An 18,601-nucleotide genomic window follows, 5' to 3' on the forward strand; every position below is an offset into this window, starting at 1 on the left:
ACCACACCCCATTTTCACCCCAGCAGCGCGTCCGGAGGGCACCTTTAACTCACGAGCCGGTGCGGCCTACCCCCACCGTCGCGGCGCCGTATGGCCGCGGCGTTCCGTGCTGGTAGAACGAGTCGACCTCGATCAGTTCGAAGCCGGCGTCGGTGACCAGTTGTGCGGTATCGCGGGTCAGATGGCAGCCCCCGGCCACCCGCTTCTGGATCGGTTCGAGTCGCCGTTGCCAGCGCTGGACGGACGGGTCGGGGGCGATGCCGTGTTCGACGAAATGCAGGGTCCCGCCGGGTTTGAGCACCCGGCGGACCTCTTGCAACGCAGCCATGACGTCGGGGATCGTGCACAGGGTGAACGTCGACAACGCGCTGTCGAACGTGTCGTCGTCGAACGGTAGGGACTGACCGTCCAGCCCCGACCGTTCGATCGGCACCGCTGACTCGGCGACGCGCTTGCCCGCCAGCCGCCAACCGATGTCCGCGGGTTCGACGGCGCTGATCTTCTCGACCGCTGCCGGATAGAACGGAACGTTGAGCCCGGACCCGAATCCGATCTCGACGACGTCGCCGTGCAGTCCGGCGGTCACTCGTTTGCGGAGCGGGTCGATCAGGCTGGCCCCGCAGGTCACGTCGATCAGTCGAGGCAGGATGCGGTCGTCGTAAAAGCCCATGGAAAAAAGCATAGGGCGGCAGGCCGCTCGTGCGTCTTTTGCGAGGTCAGGACCACCGAAAAGACTCACGAGCCGCGGAGCGGCCTAGGGGTTTCGCAGGATCGCCTCGATGTTGCGTTCTGCGAGAGCGGCGATCGTGAGCGACGGATTGGCTGTGGCTGTACTGCCTGGGATCGCGGCACCGTCGAGGACGTAAAGACCCGGCTGACCGTGCACCCGACCCACGTTGTCGGTCGCCTTGCCGAGCACCGCTCCGCCGAGGGGGTGCGCTGTGAAGTTCGCGTTCGCTGCGTAGCCGATCGCGTCGTATTCGACGAGGGACCCACCACGTTCGGCGATCCGATGATTGACCGCCTCCGCCGACGCCCGTGCTGCGTCGTTGCCGTTGGTCGGCCAGTCGACGGTGACCGATCCGTCGGTCGCGTTGTAGCCGAACCTGCCGCGCGTCGGGTCGAGCACGATACCGAGCGAGGCCAGTGCGCCGACATCGATGGGAATGCCTGGTATAAACCAGTTTTCGAGCGTTGTGGGCAGTTGGGAATCGTCGTAGACGCGGCTCGCGCAGGGCGCGCCCTGGCCGTTGCCCGCGATCGAACTCGCACCGCGGGCCAGGACGACGTCACCGTTGGTGCCCCACCCCTCACCGATATGTTCGTTGAGGTTCGGCAGGGTTCCGGTCGCGCGTGCCCGCACAAGCAGTTCGGTGGTCCCGATCGACCCCGCACCGAGGTAGACGCGGTCGGCGGTCAACGTTCGCCGACCGAGTACATCTCCTGTCGGTGCCAGCTTGGTGATCTCGATCGTGAATCGATCGCCGTCCCTGCCGATCGAGTCGACGCGGTGGCCCGGGAAGACCGCGGCCTTGCCGGTGTCGCGGGCCTGCTGCAGGTAGTTGCGGTCGAGGTCGAACTTGGCGCCGTTGGAATTGCCGAGGTTGCTGCGGGCCGCGGTAGCCGAAGGTCGGCTCTTACCGGCGAGTTCGCCGCGGACGATGTCCCAGTCGAAGATCGAATCGACGGGCACCGGTGCGTAGCCGGCCTTCGTCGCTTGCTCGTCCCAGGCGCGCGAATGTGCGAACGGTGCTGACCCGTACAGGTCGGCGGGGATCGGGGAGAGGCGAAGCATCTCGCGGACCCGCGGGTAATAGCGGCTGGTCAGTTCGTTGTAATCGACCGAGCCGCCGAAAACTGAGTCGAACAACGCTTTCGGGGGAGCGACCATCGCGCCGGTGAAGATCACCGAGCCGCCGCCCACCGCCGCCGCTCGCCAGACGTCGATGCCTGGGTAGGAGGTGCAGTCCAGGACGCCGCCGAAACTGTCGAAAAATACTGGGACCTTGGTGACGCCGGTGAAGCTGGTGCGATGCCAGAATCCGCGGCCATCCGGCAGGTCGTCGCCGGTGAATATTTCGCGCCACGGATCATTTGGCCAGCGTGAGCCGCGTTCGAGCACTGTCGTCTGGATGCCAGCCTGCGCGAGTCGCAGCGCGCCGATCGCACCGCCGAACCCGGACCCGATGACCAGGGCCTCGCTGTGTTCGGGTGGATCGGGTAGCGGTGCGAATATCTCCGGGACCCACGAGCGGAAGAGTGGGGTCCACGGACCTTCTGCCTGCGCGTGCGCTGCAAACTGGACCCCAACGCCGACCGCTGCGGTCGACGCGGCTGCGGCCATCAGAAATTGGCGTCTGTTCAGCAAGCTGGTGCCCTCCGCGTCCGATCCGTCAACCGGATTCCCACGGGCGGCAATCAGGTTCCACCAGGGAGGTTATACGGGCACGGCCGCGCGAGGGTGCTCGACCGCCGCGTCGACACGATCGTCGTCGCTGTAACCGTGTGCGGTCAGGATGCGTTTGCGCGCCGACGGCAGGATGTTGGTCCGCCGGACGTCACCGTCGTAGTGCGCGAGAACCAGCGGGTCCATGACCCGTCGCCAGAGCGGAGGAAACAGTGCGAGGACGACCATGGTTGCGTAGCCGGCGGGCAACTGAGGTGCTTCGTCGCTGGTCCGCAGGGTTTGGTAGCGCCGCGTCGGATTGGCGTGATGGTCGCTGTGGCGCTGCAGATGGAACAGCAGCACGTTGGTCACGATGCGGTCGCTGTTCCAGCTGTGCTTGGGTGCGCAGTGCTCGTAGCGTCCGTTGCTCTTGCGTTCCCGCAACAGGCCGTAGTGCTCGACGTAGTTGACGGCCTCGAGGAGGCCGAACGCGATCACGGCGTTGATCAGTACGTACGGCGCGATCTGCCAACCGAAGGCGACGAGGAGCGCAGCGAACAGCGCTGCGGTCATTGCCCACGCCTGGATGATGTTGTTTCCAATGCTGAACCACCGGCGACCCTGCCTGCGTAAGCGCTGACCTTCCAGACGGACCGCCGACCGCATGCCACCGGCGATGGTCCGCGGTAGGAAGTGCCAGAGCGATTCACCGAAACGCGAGCTTGCCGGGTCGAGGGGGGTGGCGACGCGGACGTGGTGGCCGCGGTTGTGCTCGACGAAGAAATGTCCGTACGCGCTCGGCGCGAGGGCGATCTTGGCAAGCCAACGTTCGTGCTTCTCGACGCGGTGACCGAGTTCGTGGGCGGCATTGATGCCGATGCCGCTGCCGAGGCCGATGGTGACCGCCAGACCGATCTTGTCGACGACGCCGAGAGCGCTGTCGGACCAGAGGTACCCGGCGATTGCCAGGCTGATGAACTGCACGGGCAGGAAAAGGTAGGTGCACCAGCGGTAGAAGCGGTCGCCGGAGAGCTCTTCGAAGGCTTCTTCGGGCGGGTTGACGCCGTCGTCGCCTGCGAAGAAGTCGAGGATCGGAATAGCGACGAAGAAGACGATGGGTCCGATCCACCAGAAGATCGGGAGTCCGGTGTGCAGGACAAGCTGCGACGGCAGCAGACTGCACGCAGGCGCCAGTGGACCCATGACCCACAGATAGCGCTTGCGGTCACGCCACTGCCGGGCGACCTTGGCCTTGCCCATCGAATTTCCTTCCAAAAACAAACCGAAATTGCTTTCAAATATGAAACCAATAGTTAGATCGTTCTGGGGCGAAAACTGTTAACTGGACAGGTGATCTGTGCTAGATCCCACCTCGGCGTCTGACGGTGGCCAATAACACATCATGATGTTTGCTCCACCGCAGGTCACAGCGCTGGCCGGAGTCGTGAAACACAAAAGGTGCGGGCGACGAATCGCCCGCACCTGTTGTCTGTCGCTGAATCGTTACCTCGGCGCCATCCGAAGAGCGCCGTCCATACGGATCGTCTCGCCGTTGAGGTAGTCGTGCTCGACGATCATCTGCGCAAGCTGCGCGTACTCCGTCGGCTGTGCGAGACGCGACGGGAACGGCACGCCGGCCTCGAGCCCCTTGCGGTATTCGGGAGTGACGCCCGCGAGCATCGGGGTGTCGACGATGCCGGGAGCGATCGTGTTGACGCGGATGCCGAACTGCGCGAGATCGCGCGCAGCGGGGATGGTCATGCCGTGCACGCCACCCTTGGATGCGGAGTACGCGATCTGACCGACCTGGCCCTCGAATGCTGCAACCGATGCGGTGTTGATGACGACACCACGCTGACCCGACTCGTCGACCACGTCGGTCTTCGAGATGGCGTCGGCCGCGAGACGCATGACGTTGAAGGTTCCGAGCAGGTTGATCGTGATGACCTTGCGGAACAGTTCGAGGTCGTGCGGGCCGTGCTTGGAAAGGATGCGACCGGCCCAACCGACACCTGCGCAGTTGACGACGATGCGCAGCGGCACACCGGAGGCAACGATCTGGTCGACAGCGGCCTTGACCTCGTCGCCGTTGCTCACGTCGGCTGCGATGAGGGTGACACCCGCAGGAACGCTGTCGCCTGCACGCTCGATCGAATCCGCAAGGTCGAGGCCGAACACTGTCGCACCGGCGTCGGCAAGGCGCTTGGCAGTTGCCGCGCCGAGACCCGAGGCACCGCCGGTTACCAGCGCTGCGCTTCCCGAAATTTCCACTAGTTCAACCTCTCTTCCGGCGACCGTCCTTGGCCACCACGATTGACAGCACCATAACCTGCACGAGCAGATGCCGATTTGGCGCGGGGCGTTACCGACCGGTAGCTATTCGGGGCGGTGACATACCGCTTCGACGTTGTTGCCGTCGGGATCGCGGACGAAGGCACCGTAGTAGTTCGAGTCGTATTCCGGCCAGACCCGAGGCTCGTGCAGCACTTCGGCGCCCGCCTCGACGGCAGCGTCGAAAAATGCAACAACCGTGTCGCGATCCTGGGCCTGAAAGGCGATGTGGGATTCGCGGAAGCCCTCGCCGCTGGTCTGCGGACCCAACCAGAAGTCGGGCATCGGTGGGACGCCGTAGCCGATCACCTCGCCGAAATCCATCAGTCTCACACCGCCGAGCGGGGCTAGCACGCTGTCGTAGAACTCGGCACTCGCGGCGACGTCGCCACATTGAATCGCCAGGTGATCCAGCATGTGCAAACTCTAATCCGGCTCGGCACTCGGTTCGGCGTAAACGGTTCGCGACGTGCGGCCCCGCAATTTCGTAGACCCTCGGGACGCCCAGTGCGCAGCTTCCTCGGGCGCCGCGGCCCAGACGGCCTGACGCGAAGCAAGGATCCGGCTCTTGCGGTCCTTCGCGAGTTCGGTGAGGCGCGCTGCCTCGTTCACCGGGTCGCCGATCACCGTGTACTCGTAGCGGTGCTCCGCACCGATGTTGCCTGCGAACACCGAGCCGTGCGAGACGCCGATCCCGAAGTCGACGGCCGTCAACGCTCGCAGCGCGGTCCGCAGCGCACGTGCCGTCGCGAGTGCGGCACCTGCGGGATCGTCGATCTCCTGGGGTGCGCCGAAGATCGCAAGCGCGGCGTCACCGGTGAACTTGTTGATCAGGCCTTCGTGCTCGTCGACAGCCGTGACGACGATGTGGAAGAAGTCGTTGAGCACCTCCGCGACCTCGGTCGGCGGATGCGTCGCAGCCAACGTCGTCGATCCCGCAAGGTCGATGAACAGGACGGCAACGACCCGAACGTCACCACCGAGCGTCGGCTCCTCTTCCATCGCGCGGCTCGCAACGTGTTGCCCGACGTGTTTGCCGAACAGGTCCTGCAGGCGCTCCCGTTCCGCGACGCTCGCGACCATCTGGTTGAAGCCCATCTGCAGCCGACCGATCTCGGAGGAGTCGTACACGCTGACGGTGACGTCGGTGTTGCCCTTCTCGACCTCGCGCATGGCACGGCCGACCTCGCGGACCGGATCGGAGACGGTCTGGGCGACGAGCTGCAATCCCCGCAGACCTGCGCCGAGAGACGTCGCGGCGAGAATGAGGATCGGTGCTTCGATCGGCGTATCCGGCGCAATGACCCACTCCGTGTACCTGTCGACGATGATCGCGCAGATCGCAGTCGTCGGTATCGCGGTACACAGCGCCCAGGTCGCGATCAGTCGTTGCATAACGCCGGGGGAGGGACGCTGCGGCGGCGTCGCCGACATGGCGACAGCGATGATCGGCCGCAGTGTCTGCTGGGTGACGAGATAGCCGAGGCAGGCGATCGCGGCACCACCGAAGACGACGCCGAGTGCGATCAACGCAAGCGTGCGGAGTCCGGAGTGCAGGTTGAGGAAGAAGATGGCCGCGCCGCCGACGAACCACATGCCGACGTGGACCAGCGTCTGGCGCAGCGGTATTTCGAGCGCCGCATACGCCTGACCCTCCGTCGGCGTCTCGCCCTTCGAGTACCAGACGAGGGCCGGAACGACGAACGTCGTCGTACATACCGCGGCGACGATCAGGCTGCCGGTCAGCACCAACGTTCCGGTGGCGATATTGCGAACCGTGAACAGGTCCTGCGTGACGGACTCCTTGCCCCGTGACAGCAGCGCGATGATCGCGAGGACCTCGATCGCACCGATGACGTAGGCGCTCAGAATGCCGACCGAATACCGCACACGCAGCAGGAACGCTCTGCGTTTCCAGTCGGCGGGCGGATTCATGTCCTCTGTCTATCACCGACCGACGTCACAACACTGCCCGTCCGGAGAACCGCTCGAAACCGATCTCGGACGCCCACGCTGGGCAAATCCGGGTCAGAGCGAATCAGGCAGGGCGCGCGACGTGTCCGACGTCACGGAAGTAGACCCCTTCCTGCGTCGCGGTTTGCGCACACGGCCGAGTCGGCGTGGTGCGGGAGGTTGTTGGGGACCCGTCAGCGCCAGGGTTGCGGTGCGGCGCAGCAACTGGTGACCGTTGTCGACGTAGGCGTGGTCGACCTCGAGCGTGGCCTCCCGGCCGGAGATGACGACGGTCATCACGCCGTTCTCGAACCACGGTCCGTTGTCGATCTCCCAGTCGATGTCGACGTCGGCTACACCTGCGGATTTGGCCATGCGATGGGTGAGCCACCGGACTGCCCTCGTCTTCATTGCGCGGTTGGCAACGCGAATGGACTTCTCGAGCGGATTGCGGAACGGCGACATCGTGAGCTGATGGATGGCAGGTTCCTGCGGATCGACGCCCGGCAGCGTGGCACGCGCTGTGTAGGAGCAGTGCACGTCGCCCGCCAACATGAGGATCGTCGCCGGGGTGTGCTCGGAACGGGAGATCTTGGCCAGCATGTCGACGACGATGCCGAACGACGACCGGAAAGCCGCCCAGTGCTCCAGGTCGACGTCACGTCTGATCTTCTCGCCGACTCGTTTGAATCGGCGACCCCATGCCCCGCCCGCTACTGCTTCGTTCCACCCTTCCAGATGATGAATGCCCTGGGCCATGAGGAACGGCAGCGTCGTCGCAACAAGTAGATGGTCGAAATTCTGGCCTGGCGCAGGTGTACTCGCCTTCTCCTCCAGCCAGGCGCGCTCGGTGTGGTCGACGATGCCACGATCCTGCGGATCGAGTCGGCGCGAACAGCGCGCATCGACGGCGAGCATCCGGATCCCCAGGTGCTCGTTGCCGAAGTCGCGATGAAAACTCCAGCGCGCGCTGTCGGGTTCGGAATCCGATCGCCACGCGAATGCATCGAGTTTGGCGGATCGCTCGGCGTCGGAGATGTCGGATCGGACCATCGCCCACGTGCTGTCGTTTTCGAGTTCGGCGGGCGACAGATTGCCGAGGTGCTGATAGATCCAATACGACCCGAAAGCACCCCGAACACGGTCCGGCCACCACGGCTCGGCGGTGATCCAATCTCGCCACTGCTGCGAGGTGTTCCAGTCGTCGCGCAGATCGTGATCGTCGAGCAGCATGCAGGTCTGTACCGTCGAGAAGAGCCACCGGATCGGTTCGGGGGTCCAACTGTCGGCGTAGAGCCAGGTGTATTCCTCGAAGTTGCCGATCTCTTTGCGTACCTCGTCCCAACTCTCCGGCAAATTCTCGTGCGCCACCGCCAGCCTGGCGGCGAGCGCGTCCGACGGCGTGTCCGCGTAGACCTGATCCCCGCCGAGGAACATTGCGTCCGGCCACTCCTCGTAGGGCGCCGTTGCCATGCGCTCGGCAAGCGCCGCGAGGGCGTCGGCGCCGAAGCGCTTCAGTCCGTCGTCGTCGAAAGGTGCGCTGCGCCGGCACGATCCGAACGCGAGGCGAAACGTCTCGTCGTCACGGAAAGTTCGCATGACGCTCGGCGGAAAGCGTGAATCGGGTTCAGGCCAGACCTGATTGGAGTTCAGCCGAACTGTGTAGGGCGTCTGCGAACCGGGTTGCAACCCCTCGATGATCACGAGTGCGAAGTGGTGGCCGTGCACGGTCCACGTGCGGGCTGTGCAACCGAGTACTTCGACCTCGCAGGGTTGGTCGGTTTCGACCCAGACCGTCGCACGAGTGGTGTCCACATAACGAAGGAGTGGCCCGACGACCAGTGCAGCGTTCGACATAGCCAGAGGCTAGTCGAATTGTCCCTTCCGGGTAGGCCGGCCTGGGTAGGGTGGCCTATGGCATTCAGAGGGCTGATGGGTGGCGGCGCCAGCGTCGACACAGTGCTGCACGATCCGCGGGTGTACCCGGGTGGCGTCTTGCAGGGGACGGTGAACGTCGTTGGCGGACATACCGATCGCGACGTCAACTTCATCGAACTCGCGTTGAAGGCAAGGGTCGAAGTCGAGACCGACGACTCGGAGTACAACTCCAATGTCGAGTTCAACAAACGCCGCATCAGCGGGCCGTTCAGATTGGCGGCAGGCGCACGATTCCCGGTGCCGTTCACACTCGACATTCCGTGGGAAGCGCCGTTCAACGTCGTAGCGGGCACAACGTTCCACGGGGTCCGCGTCGGCGTGCGAACCGAACTCGATATCGCACGGTCCGTAGACAAGGGCGACGTCGATCAGATTCAGATCCTCGCGTTGCCCGCGCAGGAACGGATCGTGACCGCGTTCGCGGAGATCGGCTTCCGACTCAAAGGATCCGACTTGGAGCGTGGCCGACTGAGTGGCTCGCCGCTGCCGTTTTATCAGGAAGTCGAATTCCACCCGGCGCCGCAGTTTCGCGGTCAGGTCAACGAACTCGAGGTGAAGTTCGTGACGCGATCCAACAGCATGGACGTCGTCCTCGAAATCGATCGGCGCAGCCTCTTCGGCAGCAGCGACAAGACCAACCGTTTCACAGTCGATTTCGCGACCGTCGATCATCAGGACTGGCCGTCGGTACTCAACGATCACCTCGCTCGGATCATGGGCGGCGGCTCGTTCGGCGGCAGCGTGTCCCGGCACGCGTCTCCAGTCCTGAATACCCCGCCTCCCCAGTTCGGCGGTCCGCCGCCTGCGCCTGCCTATGGCGCTCCTCCCGCGTACGGCGCACCTCCGGCACCACCTGCCTACGGCGCACCGCCCGCGTACGGCGCACCTCCGGCACCACCTGCCTACGGCGCACCGCCCGCGTACGGTGCTCCGCCGCCTGCCCCGGCTTACGGTGCACCGCCTGCCTACGGCACGCCGCCACCTGCACCTGCGTACGGCACACCTCCACCGGCCCCGGCGTACAACGCGCCGCCGCCACCTCCACCACCGGCGCCGGCGTATAACCCGGCGCCGCCCGCTGCACCGGCGCGGTCCGGGCAGGGTGGCGGGATCAACCTGAGCAAGGGCGGCAACGTCAACCTCAGCCAGCAGGCCAATGGTTTGTCTGCGGTGTCGATCGGCTTGGGCTGGGATGTGAGTTCGTTCGGCGGCGGCATCGACATCGACGCGTCGGCGATCGTGGCAGGCCCCGACGGGAGGGCTCTGTCGGACCAGCACTTCGTATTCTTCAACAACCTGAACAGCCCTGACGGCGCCGTCGTCCATGCGGGAGACAACAGCACCGGAGCCGGGTCGGGCGACGACGAGCAGATTCTCGTCGATCTGGTCAGGTTGGCGTCCAACGCGGACAAGATCGCGTTCGCCGTTTCGATTCACGACGGCCAGGAGAAAGGTCAGAACTTCGGGCAGGTGCGTAATGCGTACATCCGCGTCGTCAATCGGGCAGACAATCGCGAGATCGCGCGCTACGACCTGTCAGCGCAGGCCTACAGCGAGACGGCGATGATCTTCGGCGAGCTGTACCGGCACGGCGCGGATTGGAAGTTCCGCGCGGTCGGCCAAGGCTTCGCGGACGGTCTTGCGGGGATCATTCGGGGTTTCGGTTTGTAAACAGACACGCTCAGCGCCCATTCCTGACGTTTTCGAACGGAAAAAACCGTCCCAAAACGTCGATAGTGGGCGGTGAGCGTGCACCGTCAGGACGAGAAGAGCATCTTTCCGAAACTCTTTTGCTTGCGGTGGCCGTAGTGGCCACCATGTGAGGCGCCCCAGGCCGGTGCCGCGTAAACCGGTTGCGGCGCACCGTATGCGGGCTGTTGAGGGTAGGCGGGCGGTGGCGGTGGCGGCGGTGCCGGGGTATTCCACTGTTGCTCGGCCCGGTTGAGGCTTTCGAGTTCGCCGTAGTCGAGAAAGACTCCGCGGCACTGGTCGCACTGCTCGATCTGGAGTCCGCTTCGCGAGTAGGTCCGCATGAAGCCGGGACACTTCGGACACTTGAACTGCTGGCTCACGGTGTGCCTCCACCATTCATCCGCCCCGGCGGGTGCTCAGGGCACTTCGGGAATCGTACCCATCCGCACGATTCCGCGACACGATTCGATCAGCAGTTCCTCGACCTCGTCGAGCGCCCGATCCTGCGCGGCAGCTGCGAGGACGCCGCGCGCTGCTGCCTGCACCGTGATCGCGCGGGCGGGCAGGTCGAGCACCGACCATGGGTCGACCCCGGCCGGAATTGCCGGACCGCCGGCGTGCCGATAGGCGTCGAGAAACTCCTGCCAGTCCTCGGGCGCCAGCATCCCGACCGCTGTCCACGCTGCTGGATGCGCGAGATCCCATGCGGCGGGACCGATTCCGAGGTCGTCGACGTCGATCAGCCGCCACGTGTCGCCGACGCGGACGAGTTGGCCGAGGTGCCAATCCCCGTGCACGAGACAGTGGTGCAGCTCGGCTGGCGCGGGTCCGCCGTGTGCGGTCCAGGCGGGGAGGGTGTCGTGGGCGTCGAGAACTGTTCGTGCCTGCGACATCGACACTGCTCGAGAACCGCGCAGCCGACCGACGGCGGCGGCGACGCGGGCGGGTCCGCCCATCGGGGGTACACGACCGCCCGGCAGCGGCGCGCGATGAAGGCGGGCAAGGAGTTCGGCGCCCTGTTGCCAGGGTGCGCTGTCGGGGTCGTCGGGATCGACGGGTGTGCCGAGTGGCCAGACGGTGACCGGACGGTCGGCGATCGTCACTGTGAAACCGTTGGGACCCAACGGGATCGGGGGCAGCAAGACATCGGCGAGTGCGGGATCGGCGGCAATCGCAAGCTGTACGGTGAGGTCGGAAAGGGAGGTAGCGGCCGAGTGCAGCTTCACCGCACAGCCGCCGACCCCGACGACCGTGACGTCTCGGCGGTCCGCAAGGACGACATGCGGACCCGGCGCAGCCGCTACCGATCGCCCGACCTCGACCAAGGCCGCGACGATGCGTTGGTGGGAAAAGCCTGCGCTCACATGCCGAGTGTCGCAGAGCGCCGCTCCGAGCCGGATGCAGTAATTCGCTTTCGGCCTTGCCGCCGGGCTGTGTGGTCGAGACTGAACGTATGGCGCAGGACGGCAGAGCGGCCGGAGTCGACGACGATGCAGTGACAGGTTCGGGACCCCTACCCGACATCGCGGAGGCACCCGAGGACGTGGGTTTACCGAAGCGGGATCCGGTGCTGGCGTTGCAGCACATGGAGGCTGCGCTCACGCGAGCCGATCTGGTCCATCCGGATGTGTTGACACGCACCGAATTTCGGCGATTGCGGTATCTGATCAGCTTTGCACGGCTGACGGTGTTCGAGCCTGGCGCCGCCGGTCCCGGTGGCACACGGGGTCGCGGCGACGTGTCCGTCGCCGACGAGTTGGCCGACTTCCGGACCCGAGTCGTCGACGCACTGCACGACCCACTGCGGACCGAACAGAATCTCGAAGCACGCCTCGTCGCGGCCAAAGCAGCACTCGTCGATTTCGTCGAGCCGTTGGAGGAACAGCGCAGGCTGCTCGCCGAACGGCACGCAAACGACTTCTCGCTCGACGAACTCGACGCCGAGGTCGGCTACAAAGCGCTTGTGTGCGTCCTCGGCGGTGGCGGGGGTGCCGGCTACGTCTACGTCGGTGGATTGCAACGGCTCGTCGAGGAGAACGTCGTCCCGAGCTACTTCCTGACCTCCTCGATCGGGTCTGTGGTCGGCAGTGTCGTTGCTCGCACCAACCCGATCCCGATCGACGACTACATCGAATGGGTCAAGACAGTGACGTTGCGCGGCATTCTCGGCCGCGAGATGTTGCAACGACGGCACGGCCTCACCGGTGTCTTCTCGCTGCGCTTCGACGCCTTCGCCGCGGACATGTTCCGTCGCGAGGACGGCGAACAGCTGCGGCTGTCGGACCTGGCGATTCCGTACGAGACGGTTGTTGCGGGCGTTCGCAAACAATCCTTCGACCAGCTGCCGTCGCGGTTCCGGCGCTCGGAGCTCACGGCCATCGGTATGCGGGTGCTGCCCAACATCACACTCGGCACGGGTACCGCGCTGATCTCACGGCTCTGGCAGGTCAGTGCGTTCATCGACACTCGCGTGGTGAAGCCGATCGTGTTCGGCGCCGACGAACTGACCGTCGACGCCAATGTCGTCGACGCGGCGAGCTTCTCCTCGGCGATACCGGGTGTGCTGCACCACGAGAGCGCAGATCCGCGGATGCATCCGCTGCTCGACGAACTGATGGACCAGAAGGGGGTCGCTGCGCTGGTCGACGGGGGAGCGGTCAGCAATGTGCCTGCGGAGTTGGCGTGGCTGCGGGTGAAGGACGGCAAGCTCGGCACCAGAAACGCCTGCTACTACGCGTGGGACTGCTTCCATCCGCAGTGGAATCCGAAGCATCTCTGGCTGCAGCCGATCACGCAGGCAGTTCAGGTACAGATGGTCGGTAATGCGCCGTTCGCAGACCGGATCGTCAGGTTCAGTCCCACACTGGCCGCGACGAACCTCGCGCCGGCTGGGCCGTCCATCGATCGTGCGGTCCAGTGGGGTCGGGCAGCGGTGGAGGAATCGCTGCCGATGATCAAGCATCTCCTCGAGCCCGTGTGGTGGGACGGGGACGGTCCGCCGCGGGTTGGAGTTGCGACGCCGATCACGAAGTTGGTGCCGGAGTCGATGAGCTCGATCATCGAGGCTGCGCGCCACGCTGCGGAGTACGTTCCGGCGTGGAAGCAGGTGACTCGGCGAGTGTCGAGTCGCCGCTAGAACTGCCCGACCAGCGGGAACGGTTTGCGAACACGACCACGGCTGCCATTCCCACCAGCGCGCCTGCCGCGGTGAGCACGGTGTTCGCACCGAGCACGTCCAGCAGCATCCAGACGCCGAAGAGGACGAACAATCCGGCTGCGGCGATCCGAATGAAGTTGTCCGGCAGATGTTTGCCTGCGACGGCTCCGACCACGATGGCGAGGGCGTCGGCGGCGACCATGCCGATCGTCGACCCGATCCACACGCCGACCCAGTCGTTGTCCGCGGCGAGTGTCACGGTCGCGAGCATGGTCTTGTCGCCGAGTTCGGCGAGCAGGAATGCCGACATGACGGCGAAGAATGCGGGTGCGGTTGTCGTCTTTGCGCGGTCGGCTTCGTCGTCGGTGAGTGAGTCACCGCGCAGCGTCCACGCTCCGAAACCGATGAAGGCGACGCCTGCAATGGCGGCCATCAGGTGGCCGGGCAGCGCTGCACCGAGGTAGTGGCCGACGCCGACCGAAATGAGGTGGACCGCGGTGGTCGCGGCAGTGATGCCGGCAAGGACGACCCACCACTTGTGCCGCAGCGCGAACGTCATCGCCATCAGCTGGGATTTGTCGCCCAACTCGGCAACGAAGATCACGCCGAAGCTCAGGACTATCGCGGAAAACATGGACATACCTCCGGTCGCGGTTGCTGACCGAAGGTCTCGCCCACCGGGTGAACCGGTTCACGGAGCCGGGCGTCTCGTCTCGAGTTCGCCAGTATGTCGACTTCGCAATTGGGGGCTACTCCCCTTCGCTGCGGCCAACGATACCCGTACGCGCGTTATCCGGCAACTCGTTCATCTCGAAAACCCAATGCGCACAATAAGTTTGGGGATCCGACCACGATATTTCGGGTGCCCTTATGCGGCGAGAAGCATGGCCAAAACCGCGGTATCGGGATCACTGATCGGATCGAGGCCGACTCGGCTGATCATCGAGGTCACCGTGCCGTCGCGCTCGGTCTCGACCCAGGCTGCGCGATGCTCGAGCCCGAGGTGCGGCAAGCCTGGCAGGAGCAGGCAACCCGAGGCGGCTCCGACGCATTCGGGCAGCGTGGGCCGTGTTTCGGACGGGGGATGCAGCATCAACAATGCGGGCGGTTGGTGCTGCGCGAAGCGGCCGGGGGCAACGGCGAATTCGCCGATCACCGGACCTTCGGCAAGTACGAGGCCGACCGTTCCCGGCTCGGGATCGTCGGGCAATTCTTCACGTGCACCGAAGACGGTCGACGTGGAAAGTAGGCCGGGAAGGGTCGCAACCCGAACCGCGAGGACCAGAATCTGGGCCCATTCCTTGGTCGTATTGGGCCAGCGGCCCGAGATCACGAAGCCGCGCAGCGTGCCGTCGGCGTGGAAGGGCGCTATCCCGATGTAGTCGTACCCGTTCATATCTACCTCCGAGGTGGATCCCGACCCTGGGTCGAACATTCCGGGGCCACCTTGCCCAGCTACTACGGAGGATGCGGCATAAACCCGCTGGCACACAAGATAGGCAGAGTGCCAATAGGCGGCTACGCCGCTCGTGAGTCCTTTCGGAGGGCGGACCCTCCGAAAGGACTCACGAGGCGCGAAGCGCCCTACGGGAAAATCAAGCCACCGGTCTGGCTCGTTGCCGCGGCGAAGCGAGCCTGCACATCGGCCCAGTTCACGACGTTCCAGAAAGCCTTGACGTAATCGGCCTTGACGTTCTTGTACTGCAGGTAGAAAGCGTGCTCCCACATGTCGACCTGCAGCAGCGGGATGATGCCGAGCGGGACGTTGGCCTGCTGGTCGTAGAGCTGGAAGGTCAGCAGCTTCTTGCCGAGCGAGTCGTAGCCGAGTACTGCCCAGCCCGAGCCCTGCAGACCGTTTGCCGCAGCGGTGAACTGTGCGCGGAACTTGTCGAACGAACCGAACTGGTCGTCGATCGCCGCTGCCAGCTCGCCTTCGGGCTTGTCGCCGCCGTTGGGGGAGAGGTTCTTCCACCAGATGGAGTGGTTCACGTGGCCACCGAGGTGGAACGCGAGGTTCTTCTCGTTCAGGAAGATGGCGCCGTGATCTTCCTTGTCACGCGCATCGGCCAGCTTTTCGAGCGCGGTGTTCACGCCGGCAACGTAGGCCGCGTGGTGCTTCGAGTGATGCAGCTCGTTGATCTGGCCCGAGATATGCGGCTCCAGCGCCGCGTAATCGTAATCGAGGTCCGGCAGTGTGTATTCAGACACGAGTGTCCCTTCCTCCTGGGCGCGCAGCCCATGTTCTGTTCGTCGTTTCTCAGGTATTGCCACCTTTTATCATTCGTACACCCCCGGCAATAGTCGTGATCATCGAGGTGCGAACTCGCACCCGGTCTCACCTGCGGTGGATCGTTTCGATTCGACCCCGGGGTGAACAGGGCCTTAACATAAGGCGTCGTGAACACCGACGGGCGGGACTCAACGGCGCAAGCCGGTGCAGTTTCGGTCCCTCGAGTCCAATTACCGGGCGTCGACGCGCTTCGTGCGATCGCCGTCGCTGCGGTCATCTATTCACACGTCTCCTACTACGTCATCGACGATCTCGGCACCGGCTGGTGGTTGATCGACGGTGTCTACGGGATCTTCATCGGCGGCTTCGGCCTCAATCAGCACCTGTCGTTCGTCGGTGTCGCCTTCTTCATGATGCTCACCGGCCTGCTCATCACGGGCTCGGCGATGCGGCACAGTCCCGGACGGTTTCTGGCGCTGCGGATCGGTCGACTGCTGCCGCTGTTGTGGATTGCGGTCGCGGCCGCGATCGTCCTCGTGCGTCTCGACATCAACACGATGTTCAGCAGGCAGGACGGCATCTCCAACGTCGAAGCCGCGCTGAGTTTCGTCCTCGGTGGGTTCTTCCTCAAGCCCGAGGTCGTCGTGCTCGGGGTCACGTGGACCCTGGTCGTCCAGATCGTCTTCTACGTCTACTGCGTCGCTGCGCGCCGCTTGTTGCGGGCTGTGCCGATTGCTGCGTCCATGCTCGGTGCTGCGCTGTGTATCGCGTTGCTGGCCTACAACAAGATCGTCCCGGAAGCGTGGACGGTGCCGATGCTGTCGAAGGTCGCGGCGACGATGCCTGCCGTCTTCGTCGGCCAGATCATCTATCTGGCATGGACCCGCCAGGCGGGCTGGCTAGCCGTCGCGGCCGCGGGGCTCGCACAGGTCGCCGTCGTGCGGTTCGCAACCGACACCCATTCGTACTGGGGAGGCGACCACTACCTGTGGACGATGCTCGTCATCACGGGCTGTGTGCTGCTCGTGGCTCGGCGGGACACCCGTTTCTCGCGTTCGCCGATCGTGCACTGGCTGGGTACACGCAGCTATCCGATCTATCTCGTGCACACGCTCATCCTGTATCGCGTGTTCGATCACGTCGCCGTTCAATTCGGCCCGACCGCTGCGGTCGTCGTGTTCCTCATCATCACTGCGGCCGTTTCCGAAGCGCTCTACCGCTGGGTCGAGGTCCCGACCAACCGCTGGTTGACGGCAAAATTGCGCGAGCGTCGCCCCGAAAAGCCGGGCGTAGCATCGGATCATGTCGTGGTTTCAAGAATTGCTGGGCCGAGTGGGCGCGAAGTCGACGCTGGTGACGGCGGGGGAAGCGCTGCCGGGGCGCACCGAACCGATCCGGCCACCTGACACCCATTTCGTCAACGGTCGATCGGTGCGCCCGCCGTTCGACGAGGGCTTGCAGACCGCGGTCGTTGCCATGGGGTGTTTCTGGGGAGCCGAGAAGGTCTTCTGGCAACTCGACGGTGTCAGCGCGACAGCGGTCGGCTACACGGGTGGTTTCACGCCGAATCCGTCCTACGAAGAGGTCTGCTCCGGACGGACCGGCCACACCGAAGCGGTCCTCGTCGTCTTCGATCCGAAGATCATCGGCTATACGTCCGTCCTACGGCACTTCTGGGAGAATCACGACCCCACCCAGGGCATGCGGCAGGGCAACGACCATGGCACGCAATATCGTTCGGCGATCTTCACGACGACCCCCGACCAGATCGACGTAGCCAGCGCCACCGCGAAGACGTATGGGGAGCGGCTCGGCGCGGCTGGCTACGGCGAGATCACCACAGAAATCGCACCGGCGTCGGAGTTCTACTACGCCGAGCGGTACCACCAGCAATACCTCGCGAAGAATCCCGGCGGGTACTGCCCTGTGCACGCCACGGGCGTCAGTTGCCCGGCCGGTTCCAACACTTAGAGCGGCGGCGCAACATCCGCGGAGTCGGATCTGGTCCGTGGGTCGTTCGCGTCGTGCGCTGCCCACCAGCGCCGACCGCCGTCGATGAACTCCTGCGTATCCACAGGGTTGCCGTCTCGGTCGGTGATCTGCAACGACGTGAACCACACCCGCAGGTCGAGTTCGCGCGGCGCCATCCCCTCTTCCTGCGACAGCTCGAGCACGTGCGGTGCTGCGTCTTCGGCGAGAGCGGTGTCGAAGCTGAGCAGATCGCCCCACTGGGTCCAACTGCTCTCGGGCAGATCGATGAATTCCCAGCCATGTAGATGGCAGCCGCCGAAGCTGTGCAACGCCTCGGGAAGTTCGTCGAGCGTGAGCGGCAGGACGAGGGGTTCGGACTGATTCAGCGCCTGAGTTCGCAGCGACGCCGCGATCCGGCTGATCCCCGAACAGGTGACGACCACTGTTCGGTCCTGTGGTGCCGGACCCGATTCGGGCAGCGTAAGTACGTCGAGAGTCACCCGGAACACGAGGTTCGTCCGGTCGACATCGATTTCGAGGCAGGTTGCTTCGGACAGGGCGGTGTTGAGGCCCTTGCGTTGCACATCGCTCAGATCCACTCGTTCAGGCTATCGGATTGTGTTCTCGAAGGAACCGATCGCCGCCTGCCGGCGTCAAAGCTGATGTAGGGAGAAGCCGAAAAATGCACGCTCTACGTCCAGTCGCTGCGCCGAGTCGGGTCCTTGGAGGGGGAGGACCCGCCTCGGCGCATCGTCGTTTCGGCCTGCGGTCGCATTCGGGATTCGAGGTCGGTCGACTGAGTGTTTGCTGCGAGCAAGCACGAACTGTGGATGTGGGTCCGCGCAGTTGTTCACTTCTGTGGATCAGCCTGTGGAAACTGTGGATAACCCACCTTCATGCGGTGACCCACATCACAGAACGGAGCAGAATGTGGGGAACAACG

17 protein-coding genes and 1 pseudogene are annotated in these 18,601 nt (G+C 64.7%); 5 read left to right on the forward strand and 13 right to left on the reverse strand.

All coding sequences use genetic code 11. From position 1 onward, the window contains the following. Positions 1–49 precede the first annotated feature (49 nt). The 7 genes from ACHIRB_RS21155 to ACHIRB_RS21185 all read right to left on the reverse strand — a co-directional run bounded on the left by ACHIRB_RS21155 (position 50) and on the right by ACHIRB_RS21185 (position 8,527). A complete protein-coding gene (locus ACHIRB_RS21155) occupies positions 50–670 on the reverse strand; it encodes a class I SAM-dependent methyltransferase (protein WP_395117327.1) in 621 nt (206 codons plus the stop codon). Positions 671–754: 84 nt separating this feature from the next. Further along, the gene (locus ACHIRB_RS21160) at positions 755–2,368 is read right to left on the reverse strand and encodes a GMC oxidoreductase (RefSeq protein ID WP_465254678.1); all 1,614 of its coding nucleotides are present in this window, start codon (positions 2,366–2,368) and stop codon (positions 755–757) included. Positions 2,369–2,437: 69 nt separating this feature from the next. Beyond that, positions 2,438–3,646 carry an alkane 1-monooxygenase gene (locus tag ACHIRB_RS21165; RefSeq protein WP_395117325.1) on the reverse strand — a complete coding sequence of 403 codons (1,209 nt, stop codon included), beginning with the start codon at positions 3,644–3,646 and terminating at the stop codon, positions 2,438–2,440. 243 nt (positions 3,647–3,889) lie between these two features. Beyond that, positions 3,890–4,657, reverse strand: coding sequence for an SDR family NAD(P)-dependent oxidoreductase (locus ACHIRB_RS21170; RefSeq protein WP_199704625.1), 768 nt, complete (start codon positions 4,655–4,657; stop codon positions 3,890–3,892). Positions 4,658–4,762: 105 nt separating this feature from the next. After that, a complete protein-coding gene (locus ACHIRB_RS21175; protein ID WP_395117323.1) occupies positions 4,763–5,134 on the reverse strand; it encodes a VOC family protein in 372 nt (123 codons plus the stop codon). Between the two features lie 9 nt (positions 5,135–5,143). Next, entirely contained in the window at positions 5,144–6,652 is a 1,509-nt protein-coding gene (locus ACHIRB_RS21180) for an adenylate/guanylate cyclase domain-containing protein (protein ID WP_395124973.1), read from the reverse strand. Positions 6,653–6,745: 93 nt separating this feature from the next. Then, positions 6,746–8,527, reverse strand: a complete 1,782-nt coding sequence (locus ACHIRB_RS21185) for a DUF7800 domain-containing protein (protein ID WP_395117319.1) — start codon at positions 8,525–8,527, stop codon at positions 6,746–6,748. 75 nt (positions 8,528–8,602) lie between these two features. Between ACHIRB_RS21185 and ACHIRB_RS21190 the strand changes: the two are divergent. Both ACHIRB_RS21190 and ACHIRB_RS21195 read left to right on the forward strand, forming a co-directional pair. Next, positions 8,603–9,205: pseudogene (locus tag ACHIRB_RS21190) on the forward strand (sporulation protein); the annotation flags it as partial. Positions 9,206–9,718: 513 nt separating this feature from the next. Further along, the gene (locus ACHIRB_RS21195) at positions 9,719–10,279 is read left to right on the forward strand and encodes a TerD family protein (RefSeq protein ID WP_395117348.1); all 561 of its coding nucleotides are present in this window, start codon (positions 9,719–9,721) and stop codon (positions 10,277–10,279) included. 86 nt (positions 10,280–10,365) lie between these two features. On the opposite strand, the gene ACHIRB_RS21200 is transcribed toward ACHIRB_RS21195, so the two are convergent. Beyond that, a complete protein-coding gene (locus ACHIRB_RS21200; protein ID WP_395124972.1) occupies positions 10,366–10,680 on the reverse strand; it encodes a TFIIB-type zinc ribbon-containing protein in 315 nt (104 codons plus the stop codon). A 36-nt stretch (positions 10,681–10,716) separates the two neighbouring features. After that, on the reverse strand, positions 10,717–11,664 hold the full coding sequence (locus tag ACHIRB_RS21205) for a phosphotransferase (RefSeq protein WP_395124971.1): 948 nt from the start codon (positions 11,662–11,664) through the stop codon (positions 10,717–10,719). Between the two features lie 89 nt (positions 11,665–11,753). On the opposite strand from ACHIRB_RS21205, the gene ACHIRB_RS21210 reads away from it, so the two are divergent. Beyond that, positions 11,754–13,436, forward strand: a complete 1,683-nt coding sequence (locus ACHIRB_RS21210) for a patatin-like phospholipase family protein (RefSeq protein ID WP_395124970.1) — start codon at positions 11,754–11,756, stop codon at positions 13,434–13,436. On the opposite strand, the gene ACHIRB_RS21215 is transcribed toward ACHIRB_RS21210, so the two are convergent. The 3 genes from ACHIRB_RS21215 to ACHIRB_RS21225 all read right to left on the reverse strand — a co-directional run bounded on the left by ACHIRB_RS21215 (position 13,357) and on the right by ACHIRB_RS21225 (position 15,665). Continuing rightward, positions 13,357–14,091 carry a TMEM165/GDT1 family protein gene (locus ACHIRB_RS21215; RefSeq protein ID WP_395124969.1) on the reverse strand — a complete coding sequence of 245 codons (735 nt, stop codon included), beginning with the start codon at positions 14,089–14,091 and terminating at the stop codon, positions 13,357–13,359. The genes ACHIRB_RS21210 and ACHIRB_RS21215 overlap by 80 nt on opposite strands. Positions 14,092–14,325: 234 nt before the next feature. Continuing rightward, entirely contained in the window at positions 14,326–14,853 is a 528-nt protein-coding gene (locus ACHIRB_RS21220; RefSeq protein ID WP_395124968.1) for a peptidase, read from the reverse strand. 188 nt (positions 14,854–15,041) lie between these two features. Further along, the gene (locus ACHIRB_RS21225; RefSeq protein ID WP_199704634.1) at positions 15,042–15,665 is read right to left on the reverse strand and encodes a superoxide dismutase; all 624 of its coding nucleotides are present in this window, start codon (positions 15,663–15,665) and stop codon (positions 15,042–15,044) included. Between the two features lie 189 nt (positions 15,666–15,854). Between ACHIRB_RS21225 and ACHIRB_RS21230 the strand changes: the two genes are divergently transcribed. Next, on the forward strand, positions 15,855–17,093 hold the full coding sequence (locus tag ACHIRB_RS21230) for an acyltransferase family protein (RefSeq protein ID WP_395117309.1): 1,239 nt from the start codon (positions 15,855–15,857) through the stop codon (positions 17,091–17,093). After that, entirely contained in the window at positions 16,990–17,658 is a 669-nt protein-coding gene (gene msrA / locus ACHIRB_RS21235) for a peptide-methionine (S)-S-oxide reductase MsrA (RefSeq protein ID WP_395124967.1), read from the forward strand. Before ACHIRB_RS21230 ends, msrA begins: the two co-directional genes overlap by 104 nt. Here msrA and ACHIRB_RS21240 read toward each other — a convergent pair. Next, complete coding sequence (locus ACHIRB_RS21240; RefSeq protein ID WP_395124966.1) at positions 17,655–18,257, reverse strand: hypothetical protein; 603 nt, start codon at positions 18,255–18,257, stop codon at positions 17,655–17,657. The genes msrA and ACHIRB_RS21240 overlap by 4 nt on opposite strands. Positions 18,258–18,601 lie beyond the last annotated feature (344 nt).

The sequence above is a fragment of the Antrihabitans spumae genome (assembly GCF_043944905.1).
In the GTDB taxonomy this organism is placed as follows: domain Bacteria; phylum Actinomycetota; class Actinomycetes; order Mycobacteriales; family Mycobacteriaceae; genus Antrihabitans; species Antrihabitans spumae.